15 protein-coding genes are annotated in these 18173 nt (G+C 39.4%); 8 read left to right on the top strand and 7 right to left on the bottom strand.

Annotation, left to right across the window (positions count from 1 at the left end; genetic code table 11):
* The 7 genes from ACR2MV_RS05040 to cobA all read right to left on the bottom strand — a co-directional run bounded on the left by ACR2MV_RS05040 (position 1) and on the right by cobA (position 7513).
* Entirely contained in the window at positions 1-789 is a 789-nt protein-coding gene (locus tag ACR2MV_RS05040) for an ABC transporter ATP-binding protein (protein WP_434020811.1), read from the bottom strand.
* An 11-nt stretch (positions 790-800) separates the two neighbouring features.
* Entirely contained in the window at positions 801-1670 is an 870-nt protein-coding gene (locus ACR2MV_RS05035) for an ABC transporter ATP-binding protein (RefSeq protein ID WP_434020810.1), read from the bottom strand.
* Positions 1671-1676: 6 nt separating this feature from the next.
* Positions 1677-2789 (bottom strand): ABC transporter permease, encoded by a 1113-nt coding sequence (locus tag ACR2MV_RS05030; RefSeq protein WP_434020809.1) that lies wholly within the window; start codon positions 2787-2789, stop codon positions 1677-1679.
* A 25-nt stretch (positions 2790-2814) separates the two neighbouring features.
* Positions 2815-4203 carry a CmpA/NrtA family ABC transporter substrate-binding protein gene (locus ACR2MV_RS05025; protein ID WP_434020808.1) on the bottom strand — a complete coding sequence of 463 codons (1389 nt, stop codon included), beginning with the start codon at positions 4201-4203 and terminating at the stop codon, positions 2815-2817.
* A gap of 231 nt (positions 4204-4434) precedes the next feature.
* On the bottom strand, positions 4435-5151 hold the full coding sequence (locus tag ACR2MV_RS05020; protein WP_434020807.1) for a Crp/Fnr family transcriptional regulator: 717 nt from the start codon (positions 5149-5151) through the stop codon (positions 4435-4437).
* Positions 5152-5159: 8 nt separating this feature from the next.
* Positions 5160-6566, bottom strand: a complete 1407-nt coding sequence (locus ACR2MV_RS05015; RefSeq protein ID WP_434020806.1) for an MFS transporter — start codon at positions 6564-6566, stop codon at positions 5160-5162.
* A gap of 182 nt (positions 6567-6748) precedes the next feature.
* Positions 6749-7513, bottom strand: a complete 765-nt coding sequence (cobA, locus tag ACR2MV_RS05010) for a uroporphyrinogen-III C-methyltransferase (RefSeq protein WP_434020805.1) — start codon at positions 7511-7513, stop codon at positions 6749-6751.
* 147 nt (positions 7514-7660) lie between these two features.
* On the opposite strand from cobA, the gene nirB reads away from it, so the two are divergent.
* The 8 genes from nirB to ACR2MV_RS04970 all read left to right on the top strand — a co-directional run.
* Entirely contained in the window at positions 7661-10177 is a 2517-nt protein-coding gene (nirB, locus tag ACR2MV_RS05005; RefSeq protein ID WP_434020804.1) for a nitrite reductase large subunit NirB, read from the top strand.
* Between the two features lie 15 nt (positions 10178-10192).
* The gene (nirD, locus tag ACR2MV_RS05000) at positions 10193-10570 is read left to right on the top strand and encodes a nitrite reductase small subunit NirD (protein ID WP_434020803.1); all 378 of its coding nucleotides are present in this window, start codon (positions 10193-10195) and stop codon (positions 10568-10570) included.
* 20 nt (positions 10571-10590) lie between these two features.
* A complete protein-coding gene (locus tag ACR2MV_RS04995) occupies positions 10591-11178 on the top strand; it encodes a DUF4202 domain-containing protein (RefSeq protein ID WP_434020802.1) in 588 nt (195 codons plus the stop codon).
* Between the two features lie 15 nt (positions 11179-11193).
* A complete protein-coding gene (locus ACR2MV_RS04990) occupies positions 11194-13038 on the top strand; it encodes an ATP-binding protein (RefSeq protein WP_434020801.1) in 1845 nt (614 codons plus the stop codon).
* A gap of 180 nt (positions 13039-13218) precedes the next feature.
* Complete coding sequence (locus ACR2MV_RS04985) at positions 13219-14538, top strand: dihydrolipoamide acetyltransferase family protein (RefSeq protein WP_434020800.1); 1320 nt, start codon at positions 13219-13221, stop codon at positions 14536-14538.
* Positions 14539-14569: 31 nt separating this feature from the next.
* A complete protein-coding gene (locus ACR2MV_RS04980; RefSeq protein WP_434020799.1) occupies positions 14570-15388 on the top strand; it encodes an exonuclease domain-containing protein in 819 nt (272 codons plus the stop codon).
* Positions 15389-15391: 3 nt separating this feature from the next.
* Entirely contained in the window at positions 15392-15877 is a 486-nt protein-coding gene (locus ACR2MV_RS04975; RefSeq protein WP_434020798.1) for an ABC transporter ATPase, read from the top strand.
* Positions 15878-15980: 103 nt separating this feature from the next.
* A partial coding sequence (locus ACR2MV_RS04970; protein WP_434020797.1) for a glycoside hydrolase family 3 N-terminal domain-containing protein occupies positions 15981-18173 on the top strand: 2193 nt, incomplete at its 3' end.

Here is an 18173-nt window from a genome sequence, read left to right as displayed (position 1 = left end):
TTAATGTTCTAAAAAGTCAATAAGGTATTTTCTGTAATTGTAGTAGTCAGGATGTTCTATGACTTCTTTTCTCGATCTGGGTCTTTTAAAATCGATCGGTAAAATATCTCCGATTTTTGCCTTTGGTCCACTGGTCATCATCACCACGCGATCCGCAAGAAAAATCGCTTCATCCACATCGTGAGTGATCATAACAGCCGTAATTTTTTCTTTGTTCCAGATTTCGATCAGAACATCTTGTAGATTACCTCGTGTAAGAGAGTCGAGCATGCCGAAAGGTTCGTCAAGTAATAACACCTTGGGCTTGATAGCAAAGGCCCGGGCAATTCCAACTCTTTGTTGCATTCCTTGAGATAAAGAGGAGGCCTTTTTATGGAAAGAACCTTCCAGACCTACACGACTCAAGTAGTATTTGCAAATATCAGCTCGTTTTTTGCGCTTCACATGAGGAAATACTTGTTTCACGCCAAGCATGACGTTTTCCAGGGCCGTTAGCCAGGGCATCAGGCTGGGTGCCTGAAAGATGACCCCGCGATCCGGGCCTGGACCACGAATGGCGGACCCTAAAATTGAAATTTTACCATCAGATATGGGGTTGAGCCCAGCCATCATAGACAGCATGGTTGTTTTACCGCAACCGGAATGGCCAATTATCGTTACAAATTCTTCCTTTTTAATCTGCAGATCTAAATGTTCCAGAACCACATAATCTCCTTTAGGTGTTGGGTATACTTTTTTCAAATTCTGAAGATCAAGCATGATGCTTTCAGAGGCGAGTTGGTGTTCCATGTCTACGTTTTTTAGTATGATAATTTCAGTTTTGATTGAAAATCCCATCTGAGATCTTTTGGTTCCACATCGGGGAGGGTATAGCTGTTGTTTGATTGATTAGTATTCTCATTTCCGATTTGCATCAAAAATTCAATGATCTCGTTTCTAATCCTTTTGAATTCAGGATTGTCATTAAGTGCCGTTTTGTCTCGGGGTCTTGGAATATCAATTTTAAACTCAGGGCCGAGAGTTGCCTTGGGCCCAGGCAGTAGCGGAATGATGCGATCAGCCATGTAAATTCCTTCATCTACATCATTGGTTATAAGCAGTGCGGTTCTTTTATTTTTTTCCCAGATCTTGAGAATTTCATCTTGAAGGTTGCCTCTGGTAAGGGCATCGAGTGCTCCGAGAGGTTCATCCATGATAATCATCTCCGGATCCATGGCAAGTGTTCTCGCCACCGCGACTCGCTGTTTCATGCCTCCCGAAAGCTCCTTTGGTCTTTTGTTGATTGCCGGAGTCAGACTTACCATATCGAGATAGTACCTTACGACTTCGTCAAGTTCTTTTTTCTTCTTTTTTGGAAAGGTTTCTTTTACAGCGATCCAAACGTTTTGATAGACAGTAAGCCATGGAAGCAGGGAGTAATTTTGAAAGATGATTCCTCGTTCATGGCTCGTTCCATTGATGGGTTTGCCTTTAAAGCGCAATGCGCCTGAACTTTCCTTTTGCAGACCGCTGATAAGGTTGACCAAAGTAGTTTTTCCACTTCCTGAGAACCCCACTATGGCAACAAATTCACCTTCGTTGATTTCGAGATTAATATTTTTTAGTACCTGCAGTTCCTGAGCTCCGGTACCATAACTTTTCTGGATGTTGTTTAGTTCTAAGTAGGCCATGAGTCTTTAGTTTCCGTCGTTCTTGTTAAATGATACTACGTTCTGAATACCGAGCATGATCCTGTCTAACAGGAAACCAATGATTCCGATAACAAACATGGCAACAATAATTTTTGAATTGGAGTCATTGGCTCCATTTTGAAATTCTTCCCAGACAAATGAACCCAGTCCCGGACTTTGCGCCAGCAGTTCTATGGCAATCAATACCATCCAGGCTACGGATAAGGTGATCCTTAATCCGGTAAATATTAAGGGTAAGGAGGAGGGAAGAATGACTTTGAAAATCTTTTGAAAGGACCCTAGCTTTAAAACTTTAGCCACATTTATAAAATCCTGATCTACAGTGGATACACCCATGGTTGTATTGACTAGTGTGGCCCACATGGAACAAAGTCCGACACTGATAAAGGAAATGATAAAGGAGCTGTCCGTATCGGAATCTTTAGTCAGCGTCTTAACGATCATAAAAACCAATAATAGCCAGACTACGGGGGAAACCGGTTTAAAAATTTGAATAAGCCAATTGAATGAATCTCGTAAAGTTTCACTGAGCCCGATGATGATACCAATAGGAACAGCGATCAGAATGGCCAAAAGAAAACCTGCAAAAACAGTTTTGATGCTTGTAGCGATTTGATCTACGAAGGAGGGGCGTCCTGTGTATGTGATGGCATCTTTTCCTTCAGCTTCTCTTTTTGCATTTAAAGCGGCCGTTTTTTCTTTAAACGCTCTTTTGTCCTGACTGATGAGTCTGTGGTCTGCAAGAAGTTTAAAAAATGAAACTTTTACCTGTGCAGGGGAAGGAAGTGTATTCGGTTGACAGCTTATGTCACCGGATTGTATACAGGCTTTCATAGAAGCAGCTGCCTCCTCACCTTGTTCCTGTCTTGCTTTTTCTATTCTGTAATCAGCTTCTTTATTGTAAAGATATTGAGCGCCTGTTTGCCAAATTCCGATAAATAGAATGAAGGAGGCAAGCGGAGCCACAAACTTTTTCAGAATAAGGGTCAGATTCTTTTTCGTTTCTTTCCCGCGGAATAGATTGATGGGTGCTTCCAAAAATCCCATTCCAATAAATCGGAACAGATCTGTTGTTTTCTGGCTGATTGAATTATTCATTTGTTTTCTTTTTAGGGTCCTTTTTTTAGTTTTTTGCCTGATCCTTGTTTCCAATTTTGAAACTGTTGATATAGGCGATCGGGTCTTTTCCATCAAAGTTTTTTCCATCGATGAAGTCGGTGGTGGCAGATTTATATCCATCGGTTTCAGGGATGTCGGTAGCAGGTATATGTCCTTCCTCAACAAGTAAGGTGGCTGCTTTCAACCATATGTCTGGTCGATATATTTCTTTGATTTTTGTGCCATACCAGTCAGCAGGTTTTGATTCAGGTATCTGACCCCATCGCCTCATTTGTGTTAGAAACCAAACTCCGTCAGAATAAAAAGGGTAGGTGGCGTTGTACCTGTAGAATACATTGAAATCTGGCATGGAGCGTTTATCTCCTTTTTCAAATTCGAATGTTCCGGTCATTGAATTTGCTAAAACTACTTCGTCTGCACCTACGTATTGTGGCATGGATAATATTTTGACCGCTTCCTTTCTGTTTCCGGGAGTGTCCAGCCATTTTCCTGCTTTAATGAGTGCCTTGGTTACGGCAATAGCTGTATTGGGGTTCTCCTGAACAAATTTTTTGGTCATTACAAATACCTTTTCAGGATTGTTTTTCCAGATATCATAATTGGTTGTTACCGGGACTCCGATTCCTTTGAAAACCGCTTGTTGGTTCCAGGGCTCACCGACACAATAGCCGTAGATTGTTCCGGCCTCTAATGTTGCCGGCATTTGAGGTGGTGGTGTCACTGAAAGAAGTACTTCAGCATCCACCTGTCCCTGAATATTGTCTTTTGTATACATACCGGGGTGGATACCGGCAGCGGCTAACCAATACCTTATTTCATAATTATGTGTGGATACAGGAAAAACCATTCCCATCTTGAACGCTTTTCCGGAAGATTTATAGGAGTCAATTACCGGCTTTAACGATTCCGCTTTGATTGGGTGAATTGGCTTGCCGTCCTCATTAGAAGGAATATGAGGTTTCATTTTGTTCCAAACATCATTTGAAACTGTTATTCCATTGCCGTTAAGGTCCATAGAAAAAGGAGTGACCAATTCTGCTTGTCGTCCAAAACCGGCTCCTGCTGCTATCGGTTGTCCGGCGAGCATATGGGATCCATCTAGTTGGCCATCAATGACTCTGTCGAGTATATTCTTCCAATTTGATTGAGCTTCTACAGAAACGAAGAGACCCTCTTCTTCAAAAAAGCCTTTTTCTTTTGCAATGGCCAAAGGTGCCATATCCGTCAGTTTGATGAAACCAAAGGTTAATTGTGGTTTTTCAATTTCAAGTGTTTCAGTCGCTGATTTTTTTTCAGAACTGACTGCTGCTTCCGCCTTTGGTTTTTTATCTCCGCAGGAGTGAATGAGACAGCTGAGAATTACGAGGCTTAGGCCAAATAATGTAGATTTCATAGTTTAAATTTTTAATTATTACGTATAAATACTTAGATGTTTCAAATATATAAGTAGTGCTAAACATAAAAGATGTGATATGCCTTCTTTAAAAGAGTTTTATATCATGTTAGAACATGTCAAAAGGCAGTTTTTTTCGGTAAGTTGTTGTGTAACAGTAGTATGCAAAAATACGCAGAATACGTACTTTTAAGATGTGATGGAAAATGGGAAAAAAGACTTGAATAAATCTTAATTATCGAGGTAGAAATTATGCTCTGAAATTTCGGTTTTCAGTTTGTCCAGATCACTTACGGTAATGGTTTTTCCCACACAGGTTAACAGCCCTTCTGACTTTAGGGAAGATATAACGCGAATAACTTGTTCTACCGTGGTTCCAGAGTAATCAGCAATTTCTTTTCTACTCAGTTGGATGTTGATGGAGCCTTTGTGATTTAAGCCAAATTTTCTATGAATGAACAGTAAGGTATCAATTACTTTTTCTCGGACGGTCATTTGTGCAATGGTCTTCACTTTGGATTCCGACCTGCTGAGTTCATCGGCGTAAAACAGCATCAGCTCATAGGTGAGTTTTGGAATTTTTTTTAGCATCAGATCCAGGGTTTCATTACTGAAATTGCAAAGTATAGAATCTTCAAGAGCGATGGCGCCTATGCTGTACTTTTTTTTTGTTCCGAACCCTCTGTGTCCGATAGTTTCGCCTTCCTTTACCAGTCTGAGTATTTGTTCCTTGCCGTAGATGCCAGTTTTTAACACCTTGGCTTTGCCCGTCTGAATAAAAAACAAGCCGCTTACAGGAGTACCTTCCATTATAAATTGCTGGCCTTTTTTACAGTTTAAAGTAGCTTTTTGCTGGGCGAGACGTTTGTCTTCATCAGAGATCAGGCTTTTTTTAATCAAACAATGTTGATTGGGGCAAAGGTCGCAATGTACATTCGATCGGTGCATGTGGTGGTTTATTTGTCAGCGTTCACTTCAAGAATCATTTGCATTTCTGTTGCCACTTCGTGTTCGTCTTTTGCTGAGAATCGAATGGCTAAAGATGCAGCGGCGGAAACAATGATAATGCCTCCAATGATCAGGTAGCCGCTGGAAACAGCAATGGATGAGGCGCTTGCCTGTGCGCTTTCTATGATTTCAAGACTTTTTCCTTGATTCGCGGCAATGGCAGTTTTTTCTGCAATGGCCGATTTGGATTTAAGTAGTATGGCCGCTAAAAATGCACCGACATTGCCACCGGCTCCAACAATTCCTGAAATAAGTCCTATTGCTTTTTTATTGATAAAAGGAACTACTGAAAAGGTTGCACCTTCGGCCATTTGAACCGTGAGGCTAAAGGCAACCAGAAAAACAATGGCAATGGCAAGTATGTTAATGTTTGAGAAAAACATGAGCATGGTTCCTTCGAGAGCCAGAAGCATAGAAAGAAGAAGAACCCTGCCTCTCAGGCCTTTCAGTTTTCCAAATTTATCTCCAAAGAATCCACCAAGTGTTCTGGCGAACAGATTCATCATGGCAAATGACAAAACGATGTTTCCTGCCGTGATTCTATTGATGCCAAAAGTGTTTTGTAAATAATCGTCCATAGTGCCATAGACCGTTAGCTCAACACCGAAACAGGAAGCATAGACAAGAAAAAGAATCCATACGCGGTAATCGGATAGGACTTCTTTCATGTTTGTGTTGTTTTTTTCTCTTGTTGGTTTTAGGCCGGCGGCTTTGAGGTCTTTAAAATTTCCTTCTGGTGTGTCTTGCGTAAATCTGTAATAGATAAAGGACATGAATAGGCAAATAATTCCGGCAATGATCATGGAGTATCTCCAGGAGTCTGCTTCTGCTATTCCAAAACTAACCACTATGGAGGCGATAATAGGCATCCCTAATCGATTGGCTCCACCTCCCAGATTCCCCCAACCGGCGGAAGTGGCATTCGCTGTACCCACCACATTTGGTGCAAACATTAATGAAGTATGGACCTGTGTAATAACAAATGATGCACCTATAAAACCTATAAAGAACCGGCAGATTAAAAATTGAAAGGGCGTTTGTGAAAGACCTATAAGAATTACGGGTAAAGAGCCGGCCAGAAGTAGTCCGGTGTATACGAGTCGTGGGCCGTAGGTGTCGCAAAGTTTTCCAATCATCAATCTTGCAAATACGGTCCCTGTCACGGCTAAAATAATGGAGTTCCATTTCTGATCGGGGCTTAGTCCAAGGTCTTTGACTACGTCTGGCATAAAGGGAACGATTCCGAACCAGGCAAAAAAGCACAGAAAGAAGGCTATTGATGTAATCCAGAAAGTTCTGGTGGGAAGGCTTTTAAAGTTGAGTAGATCTAACTTGGTTGCTTTTGAAGAATTCATAACTAGTAGTTTTTTATGAAGCAAATCTAACAAATAATAAGTATAAATACGTAGAAATTGATCTAAAATACGTAGAAATATGAATATCGAAAAAAAGCTGTATTCAAATTATTTAATCAAAAATATCGGGCAACTAATATTTTCAGAACTGTAATTTTCATTTGAATGGTTCTGCATTCATTCTATAATACTGCCTGAAGAACTCTTTGGATCTCTTCTTCAAAAAATGCGGGATGCTCAGAAACTGTTTCACCGATAACAATGATGCCTGGTTTTGAGTAGTCTATTAAATCAATAACAGATTCAAAGTTGCCAATGGTGTCCAGATGAATGCTTTCATCCGGTCTGGTTCCGTTCTGTATGACAGCAAATGGAGTTGAGTGATCTCTGTATCGGGCTGTTTCCTTCATAATGACAGCTAGATTCTTTAGTCCCATTAATAGGACGATTGTTGCACTTGACATGGCGGCATATTTTAGGTCTTTGGAGACGGTGCCTTTGGAAGTGGTGCCCGTTATTACAGAGAAGCTTTCGTTCAAACCTCTTTTGGTTAAAGGGATGCCTTGATTGGCAGGTACAGCCAGCGCACTACTTATACCGGGAATGATTTCTGTAGAAATGCCTAGGTTGTCCAAGTGGTTCAGCTCTTCAGAGCCTCTCCCAAAGACAAAAGGATCGCCTCCTTTAAGTCTTACCACAGTGTGGTGCGTTTTAGTGGCATCCGCCAATAATGAATTAATTTCTTCTTGTGAGTATCGTTTCTTATCTCGGCGTTTGCCTACATATATACATGGAGTATTTGAACTTGCGTATTCTAGTAATTCCGGATTCACCAGGGCATCATAGAATATGATATCTGCAGCCATAATGGCCTTTATTCCTTTTAAAGTTATCAGGTCCTTGTCGCCAGGTCCTGCTCCTACTAATATCACTTTCGAATTTTTCATACTGTTTTGCTTGTAAATTGTAAATATAAAACGCTTAGATTCTATATATGATAAAAATACGTATTTAAGTTAAATTAATTTCGTATTTCCGTACAATAATACGTAAAAATACTTAGTTTTGAATGAAAATTAAAAGGATTTTTTAGTATGGAAACAATTATAGTTATCGGAAACGGAATGGTTGGTTATAAATTTTGTGAGAAATTGATAGCGAAACCAGATGCGAAAAAATATCGAATTCTTGTTTTTGGGGAAGAAATTCGACCGGCCTATGACAGAGTTCATCTAAGCGAATATTTTGAAAGTGGTGATGCAACATCTTTAGAACTTTCTCCCAGAAGCTGGTATGAGGAAAATGGGATTGAATTGATCACGAATGAAAGAGTGATATCCATCGAAAGAGAAAGAAGACAGATAGTAACAGAAAATATTGGAAACTATCAGTATGATTATTTGGTGCTGGCTACTGGTTCGTCACCTTTTGTTCCTCCTATAGATGGAGTAGATAAAAAAGGAGTGTTTGTATATAGAACCATCGAAGACCTGGACGGTATGCTCGCTTATGCTTCCTCCATTAAAACAAAGGGCAGTACACCAAAAGCAGCTGTTCTGGGGGGTGGTCTTTTGGGCCTCGAAGCAGGTAAGGCTGTTATGGATATGGGACTTGAAGCACATATTGTTGAATTCGCGCCTAAGTTAATGCCAAGACAACTTGATCATCGAAGCAGCAATGTGTTACGTCAGAAGTTGGAAGGTATGGGAATAAAAATTCATTTGGATAAAGCAACAAGGAAGATTCAAGGCAATGGAAGTATTACAGGAATGGATTTTTCAGATGATTCTGCATTAGAGGTAGATATGTTGGTGATTTCTGCGGGTATCAGACCCAGGGATGAGCTGGCCAGAGAAAGCGGTCTTTTATTGGGAGAAAGAGGAGGTGTTTTGGTGGACAATAAAATGAGAACCTCTGATTCGAATATTTTAGCCATCGGAGAGGTTGCGTTGTTAAACGGAATGATTTATGGATTGGTAGCTCCCGGGTATGATATGGCCGGAGTGGCAGTTGACCAGATACTGGGGACCAGTGATTCAATCATGGAACCTCAAATTGATATGTCGACCAAGTTAAAATTAATTGGCGTCGATGTAGCAAGTTTTGGGGAGCCTTTTATGCCCGCAAGTAAGGGACATTCCATTGTGTTTGAGAACAAAACAAAAGGGCTGTATAAAAGAATAAATATAAGCCATGATGGCAAGACCTTACTGGGTGGTATTTTGGTTGGAGATGCTTCTGATTACAATATGTTGCATCAAATTTATATGAATGGCATAGCACTTCCTGAAAATGTGGAAGAATTGATCTTGGGTGCCAGAGGGGAAGAAAAATCGGCTATGGGAGTATTGCAACTACCGGATGCCGCACAGGTTTGTTCTTGTGAGAATGTGACCAAAGGAGCCATTTGTGACCGACTGAATGAAGGGCAATGTAAAGATCTAAAAGATATTATTGGTCAAACCAAAGCAACTACAGGATGTGGTGGCTGTAAGCCTATGGTGATTGATTTGGTCAATGAAAGCTTGAAGGCCATGGGTCAATCTGTAAAGGAGGTGATTTGCGAACATTTTGATCATTCAAGACAGGATCTTTATCATATGATCAAAATTAAAAAATTGCACACCTTTGATGAGGTAATCCAAACATGCGGTCAGGGCAATGGATGCGAGATTTGCAAACCTCTAGTGGCTTCTGTTTTTGCAAGCCTTTATAATGATACAGCTAATGAGGAATATGTTATTCAGGATACGAATGACAGGTTTCTGGCCAATATCCAACGAAACGGTACCTATTCGGTGGTGCCAAGAATTCCAGGCGGAGAGATTACTCCGGACAAACTGATCGTAATTGGAGAAGTTGGAAAAAAATACAATCTCTATACCAAAATAACAGGAGGTCAGCGAATTGATCTTTTTGGAGCAACATTAAATGACCTGCCTGCTATTTGGAAGGAATTGATTGACGCCGGATTTGAAAGTGGACATGCATATGGGAAATCATTGCGAACTGTTAAAAGTTGTGTTGGTTCTACCTGGTGCAGGTATGGGATGGATGAAAGTGTCAGTTTTGCCATTGAGCTAGAAGACAGGTATAAAGGATTGCGATCACCTCATAAAATTAAGGGAGGTGTTTCTGGATGTATCCGGGAGTGTGCCGAAGCAAGGGGCAAGGATTTTGGATTAATTGCCGTGGAAGGAGGCTGGAATTTGTACATCGCCGGAAATGGTGGAGCCACCCCAAAACACGCACAATTACTAGCCGAACAAATTGATAATGAAACAGTGATTAAATACCTGGATAGGTTCCTGATGTATTATATCCGGACAGCAGCTCCATTAATGAGAACTTCAGTCTGGTTGGAAAAATTAGAAGGGGGAATTGAGCACCTGAAAGAAGTTGTAATAAATGATAGTCTTTCCATAGTTGATGAACTTGAACAGGAAATGCAGGCTCTTGTTCTTGCCTATCAATGTGAATGGAAGCAGGCCATAGAAGATGAATCTTTCAAAAAGAGGTTTAAACATTTTGTAAACAGTGAAGAAAAGGATGAGAACCTTGTTTTTGTTCCGATGAGAGAGCAGTCTATGCCTAAACAATGGGTTGAATAAATTAAAGAAATGCACATGAATACGATCATCAAAGAATACCAAAAAGTAGCTCCGGAAAATGTGAAGACATGGTTTAAGGTGAGCGCGGCAGATGAATTTCCGGCAAATGGAGGGCTCTGTGTAAAGTATAAGGATTTGCAAATTGCTGTATTTAATTTTACCAGCAGAAACAAGTGGTATGCCTGTCAAAACCTCTGTCCTCATAAAATGGAAATGGTTTTAAGCAGGGGAATGTTAGGGGATGATCAGGATATCCCCAAAATAGCTTGCCCGATGCACAAAAAAACGTTTTCATTAGAATCCGGTGAAAACCTCAATGGTGATCTGGATGCTATTGCGACCTATCCTGTGAAAATAGAAAACAACTTTGTTTATATTGGCTTTTCTGAATAACTTTGGTTAAAATTAACCAAATGAAAAAGTCTGAAAAGTTTAACGCAGCAATAGATTTATTTGACCGAGCCAATGCCGAGGATCCCAACAGGGAAATCTTTGAAGGTAAGGAATACGCAAAAGAATTGTTGTATGCCCAGCGAATGACAGATCGCCTTGCTATTTTTAGCCCGGATACAGATGAGGCCTTGCAATTGGCGGTCAGGTGTCAACATATTAGGCGATGGGAGATTCCCAGAGATCAATATGATATGAACAGGGTTGGTTATTTGAAATGGAGAAATGACCTCAAGGTATTTCATGCTGAAAAAGCCGGAGAAATAATGCATGAGGTTGGCTATGATGACCAAATTATAGAAGCCGTTAAATTTCTTCTTTTGAAAAAACAATTGAAGAAAAATGATTTGACGCAGAAACTTGAAGATGTTATTTGTCTGGTTTTTTTAGAATATTATTTTGAAAAATTCTCTGAAAAATATAGCGAAGACAAAATGATAGATATTCTAAGAAAAACGTGGAAAAAAATGTCATCTAAAGGGCAAGAGGCTGCTTTGGAGCTCGATTATTCGGACCATTCCAAAGCCTTGATCACCAAGGCGCTTGCCTAAATCGAATAGGCTCATATGTTCCAGAAAAACGAAAGTAAGTCACTTGATCATACTACCTTTTTAAAGTTTAGAACACTTTATTTAATAGCTATTTTTTTGATAGCTATTACCATTGTTGTTGCTCAGATTTTAATTCAAAACCATTTGGATGATCAGTTGGATGATTCCAGAATCGTCAATGTCGCCGGACGTCAAAGAATGTTGAGTCAGAAGTTAGTGAAAGAAGCCTTATTACTAGACAAAGCAAGGTCAAAAAGCCATGCCGAAGAAATTACCCATAGTTTGGAAGAGGATCTAAGCATTTTTTCCAAAACCCACGAGGATCTGCAGTTTGATCTTCTTGGGATTGGCAAGATGAAACTGGAGAATGATCGCATAGATTCCTTATTCAAAGAAATAGATCAGGATCAAAAAAAGCTGGTTGAAGCAACTTCCGGTATCCTTCGAAAATTTCAGGAAAAAGATGTTGATGACTCCATTGATATTCAAACAGAGTTGATGCAATTGGAGGAGGTTGAAGGTCGATTTTTGGTGAAAATGGATCAAATTGTGAATGTCTATGACGGTATTAGTCAAGATAAAGTGAGGGCATTGAAGCAAAAGGAGTACCTGCTGTTGCTGATTAGTTTAGGGATATTGATACTTGAAATTCTGTTTCTTTTCAGACCTATTTCACTATATATACGGAATGTGATAAAGGATCTGGTGCAAACCAAAAATGAATTAACAGAAAAGGTTGAAAAAGTAAATGATCTGTATGTGGCCAAAGAGAATTCTCTGCAAGAATTACAGGGGCTGAACTATGCCATCAATAATGCGGCCCTCTTTGCGAATATTAAGGAAGATGGTACCGTTCTGTATATGAGTAAAAAGTTTATCAAATTGCTCTCATGCGAAAGTGGCTATCAGGGATTGTCTATTGATGAATTGATTTTGGCCGAGGAAAAAGACGGGGTGTCAGTGAGCAAGTTAATTGAGAATCATCGGCATGCTCTTTGGACAGGTGAAATAAAAGTGTACACTCAAAAAGGAAGAAAACTTTGGTTAGAAATTACGGTAGTGCCGATGCGTCAGGTAAAGCTGAATAAGAGCGCATTATTGCTGTGCACTGATATAACAAAGAGAATTGAGTCCCAGCATGAGTTGGTTCAATTGAATGAAAAAAAGCTTCAAAAAGAAGTTGGTTTACAAAAGGCACAGGCAAGTCAAATAGTGGAGGCTCAAGAGGAAGAGCGAAAACGAATTGCCAAAGATATTCACGACGGGATTGGTCAGATGTTGACAGCCCTTAAATTCAATATTGAATCAATTAATTATGAATCTGAAGATAAGTTTGAAGAAAAAATTGACAAGCTAAAAATTCTTTTAAGTGATCTGATCAAGGAGGTGCGGGCTGTAACTTTTAATTTGACACCTCCGGAATTAAAGGATTATGGCATTGTACCAACCATTGGCAAACTGGTAGATCAGCTTACTAAATTGACCGGTAAGAATATAGTTTTTGAAAACAGAACCGACTTTAATGGTAGGTTCGATTCTTTGGTGGAAACAAATTTATATCGGGTGGTACAGGAAGCGGTTAACAATGCTTTGAAATATGCGGAGTCAAACTATATTTTAATTAGTCTAAGTCATTCAACGGATAAAGTAAGTATTGTTATTGATGATGATGGTAAAGGATTTGATTCAGGTCTTGTTGAGAATAATGAAAAAGGATCGGGCCTTGGTCTTTTTTTTATGAGAGAAAGAATTAGTTATATCAATGGCCGAATTTTTATCAACTCAAAAAGAGATGAAGGAACCAGAATAACGATTAACGTCGATCTTTCGGACAAAGCGAAGAAGGAAGCGCTGACTTAGTTGTTCCTGAATTTACATAGATTTTTACTTTCATGAGGCGCTATAGCACTTGCGAAAGTGTGAAATTCGTAAAAAATTAATAGTCTGATTGAATTTTTTTCAGTAAAAATAAGGATAGTTAAAAAGTCTTGAAAACTGTCTATTTTATTTCTTAAATTTGCCTCAAAAATAGGGATCAAAATGTCAAAATTTGAGTTGAAATTGCCAAAAATGGGTGAAAGTGTTGCTGAAGCAACCATTACTTCCTGGTTAAAGGAGGTAGGTGAAACCATCGAAATGGATGAAGCTATCGTAGAAATTGCGACAGACAAAGTTGATTCCGAAGTGCCTAGTGAAGTGGAAGGCGTTTTGGTTGAACGCTTTTTTGAAGTGGATGAAGTAGTGGGTGTAGGGCAGGTCATAGCAGTAATCGAAACAAATGGAGAGGTAGATGTGGCCGGCGAAACAAAGGAGGAAGTGGTTGAATCAATTCCTGAAGACCTTCCAACGGTGGCCTCTGTGAAAGCCAAGACTGAAGAAATGAATGTTTCTGCCCAAGAATTGAATTCTCCAAGTGGAAAATTCTTTTCTCCATTGGTGAAAAATATAGCAAAAACAGAAGGAATTAGCCTGGAGGAACTAGAATCGATCAAAGGAAGTGGTAAGGATCAAAGAATCACTAAAAATGATATTCTGGCCTATATTGAAGGAGGTAAGAAAAAAACTGTTTCAAGCGATGTGTCCAATGGAATTGTGCCGGAGGTGAAGGAACAGCCGGCGGCTCCGAAAATAGTTACCGCAGCTCCGGCCTTAAATGATGAGATCATAGAAATGAGCAGGATGGGTAAATTGATCTCCAAGCACATGGTTGATTCCCTTAGGACTTCAGCTCATGTTCAAAGTTTTGTAGAGGTAGATGTGACCAATGTTGTTCGATGGAGAGAGAAAGTGAAAGATGAATTTCTTAAAAAGGAAGGTGAAAAAATAACGTTTACGCCAATTTTTATGGAGGCAATTGCAAAATCAATTCGCGATTACCCGATGATGAATATTTCAGTTGATGGAGATCGTGTTTTAAAACACAAGGATATCAACCTTGGAATGGCAGCTGCTCTGGAAGATGGTAATTTAATTGTGCCTGTTATAAAAAGAGCGGATCAATTGAATTTGGTAGGGATGACCAAAGCAGTCAATGACCTGGCAAAAAGATCAAGAGCTGGAAAATTAAATCCTGATGATGTGCAGGGAGGAACCTTTACAGTAACCAATGTAGGATCGTTTGGCAGTATTATGGGGACACCTATCATCAATCAGCCTCAGGTTGGGATTCTGGCTTTGGGAGCGATAAGAAAAATTCCGGCCGTTATTGAAACTGCAGAAGGAGATCTTATTGGAATTCGACATAAGATGATTCTTTCACATTCCTATGATCATCGTGTGGTAAATGGCGCATTAGGCAGTATGTTTGCAAAGCGAGTGGGAGAATATCTTGAAGCCTGGGACATCAATACCAGCTTTTAAACAAAATACTAATATCTAGAATTGCTAAAGAATGAATATTAAACTTGAAAAACCAATCGTTTTCTTTGATCTGGAAACAACTGGAATACAGATTGCGACTGACAGGATTGTTGAAATTTCAGTATTAAAAGTATATCCAAATGGAAATAAAGAAAGCTGGACCAAATTGGTGAATCCGGAAATTGAAATCCCCAAGGAAGCCTCTGATATTCATGGAATTACAAATGAGAGGGTTGTAACGGAACCAAAGTTTTCTGAATTGGCGGAGGAGCTCAGTATTCTAATAGATGGATGCGACCTTGCTGGTTTTAATTCAAATAGATTCGATATTCCATTATTGGCGGAGGAGATGTTGAGGGCCAAGGTTAATTTTGATATGGAAAATAGAAAAGCCATTGATGTTCAGGTCATTTTCCATAAAAAAGAACAGCGAAATCTGAGTGCGGGCTATGAGTTTTACTGTGGTAAATCACTTGAGAATGCCCATTCGGCGGAAGCCGATACAATGGCCACTTTTGAGATATTGGAGGCGCAGATTGCCAAGTATGATGATGTAGAGGATACGGTCGATTTTTTAAGCGATTTTTCTTCACATCAAAAAAGAGCAGATTTTGCCGGGTTTATATTATTGGATGCAGATCAAACTGAAATATTTTCTTTTGGGAAGTATAAAGGGAGAAAAGTTGTCGATGTTTTCAGAGAGAATCCAGGCTATTATAACTGGATGCAAAATGCAGACTTCCCCTTGTATACAAAAAGGATTCTGACGAAAATAAAGGAGTCAATGACCGCTAAAAAAGCCATAAGCACACTGGAAGACCTTCAGAATAAATTTAACAATAAAATTTAAAACATGTATGTAGATTTTGATACTTTGAAGGATAGTTCACGAATATGGGTATACCAGTCAAGCCGTGAATTCACGGAAGAGGAAGTAGTACAAATGTCTTCAACCTTGACTGAATTCGTCAATGAATGGACGCGTCATGGTGATGATCTGAAAGCATCCTTTTCTATCAAATATAAACACTTTGTAATATTGGCCGTTGATGAATCTTTTAACCAGGTATCAGGTTGTTCTATCGATGCTTCAACGCATGTTTTTAAAAATTTTGAAAAGGAGTTTAATCTGGAATTATTAAATAAATTAAATACAGCCTTTAAAGACGGCGATCATATCAATGTTGTTTCGTTGGCGGATTTTCAAAAATATGTGAAATCTGAAAAAATTCATGCTGACACCTTGGTTTTTAATAATATGGTTGAAAATAAAGGCGACTTAAAACTTTCTTGGGAAGTTCCTGCAAATAAGAGCTGGCATAGCCGTTATTTTAACTAACTTTTTTTAATTTGCATTGCGAAAATCAAGGCATGTACATTTTGCTTGTTTTTTGAATTGAATGAGCCAAACCATTTTTTTTCATCACCTTAAAATAGTCTCCATGAATAAGATTGTAGCCTTAATGATGCTGCTATTGACCTTACAGGTTCAAGCTCAAAAAAATCCTTTAGTTACCAAAGATAGTGTTGCACAAGCCCAATGGGTGGATAGCATTATGAAAACAATGAATACCGAGGAGAAGATCGGACAACTTTTTATGGTGGCTGCCTATTCGAACAAAGATGCTGATCATGAGAATTTTATTAAAAACCTGGTCAAGGAGCACCATATTGGAGCACTTATCTTTTTCCAGGATCGGGCCATAAAGCAGGCAGAGTTAACCAATGAATATCAGTCACTGGCGAGAATTCCCTTGTTAATTGGTATTGATGGTGAATGGGGTTTGCGAATGCGATTGAAAAAAACAGTGGCCTTTCCCTATAATATGGCTTTAGGTGCGATTCGAGATAATCAACTCCTGGAAGAGATGGGAAAGCAGATGGGAACACATATGAAAAGAGAAGGAGTTCATATAAATTTTGCCCCTGTTGTGGATGTAAATACGAATCCTTTAAATCCGGTGATTGGAAATCGTTCCTTTGGAGAAGACACCAAAAACGTGACAGCTAAAGCAATTGCCTTTACAAAAGGTATTCAAAGCGAGAGTATCATGGCCTGCGCAAAACATTTCCCTGGTCATGGTGACACAGCTCAAGATTCTCACAAGACGTTACCCTCTGTAAACCACGATATGGAAAGGTTGAATTCCGTAGAGTTGTATCCCTACAGAGCTATTTTTAAAGAAGGTATTGGTTCCGCAATGATCGGGCATTTGAGTGTTCCTGCTTTGGAACCAAATGTAAATTTACCATCTTCCTTGTCGCCAAATATTATCACAGGATTATTAAAGCGAGAAATGGGTTTTCAGGGTTTGATTGTGACAGATGCATTAAACATGAAAGGCTCGGCAGATTTCACTTCTTCTGAGGAAATCAATCTGCAAGCCATCATTGCTGGGAATGACTTATTGGATGTGCCTCTCAAAGTGGTTAAATCCATAGAATTGTTTAAAAAAGCAATCAAAGAAGGCAGGCTGACAGAAGCGCGATTGAATGAAGCGGTGACCAAAGTGTTAATGACCAAATACTGGGTAGGTTTACACCAGTATCAACCCATTAAAATTGATCATCTGTTAGAGGATTTGCATACGGTTGAAGATGACTTGCTGAACCGAAAACTGGTGGAAAATTCCGTCACTTTAGTGCAGAATAAAAATGATGTTTTACCGATTAAAAACCTTGGGAAAAATAAGGTGGCTTATGTGAAATTTGGTACTCATAATAACCATTCATTTATACAAAGACTCAATGATTATACCCAGGTAGATGTAGTCTCTGGAAGTACGATCGCTGAAATTTCCAAAAAATTACAGGGTTATGAAACTGTCATTATTGGATTTCATACAAGCTATGGAGCCTACGCCAATTACAAAATAGATGATAATCAATTACTGATCTTGGAGGAGATAGCAAAGAGTCACAAGGTGATTCTTGATATTTTTGCCAGCCCGTATAGTTTACTCAAGATCAAATCCTATGATAATATTGAAGGAATCATCGTTTCCTATCAGAATACGGCCCTGGCCCAGGATATTTCGGCCCAGATGATCTTTGGAGCTCTGGATATGAAGGGAGCGCTTCCTGTTAATATTAAAGATGACTTCAAAGTAGGATTTGGTTTACACCTGGAAGGAGTGAATAGATTGGGATATTCCATACCTGAGGATGTGGGTTTGGATCGTGGAAAACTGGCGCGAATTGACTCAGTGGCCAAGTTGGTGATAGACTCATCGATGGCACCGGGTATGCAAGTATTAGTGGCCAGAAAAGGAAAGGTTGTTTATCGAAAAAGTTATGGGTATTATACCTATGACGAAAAAAAAAAAGTAGACAACAAAAGTATTTATGACCTGGCTTCTGTGACAAAAATTTTAGGAGGTCTGCCGATGATTATTAAGGCGGAAGAAGCAGGGAAATTTGATTTAGATTCTCAGTTGGGTGATATAATGCCTGTGTTAAAGGAAAGTAATAAAGATACTGTCACTGTCAGGGAGGCATTGGCGCATTATGCTAAATTAAAACCTTATATCCCTTATTACGTCACCATGGTCGAGGGAAAAGACAATACTCCTAAAAAAGAATATTTCAGTCAGAAGACCTCGAGTAAATACAGTATTAAAGTGGCTGAGGATTTG

It is taken from the genome of Lutimonas sp. (assembly GCF_051011215.1).
Taxonomy (GTDB): Bacteria; Bacteroidota; Bacteroidia; order Flavobacteriales; family Flavobacteriaceae; genus Lutimonas.
This window is presented reverse-complemented; position numbering and strand designations above follow the sequence as displayed.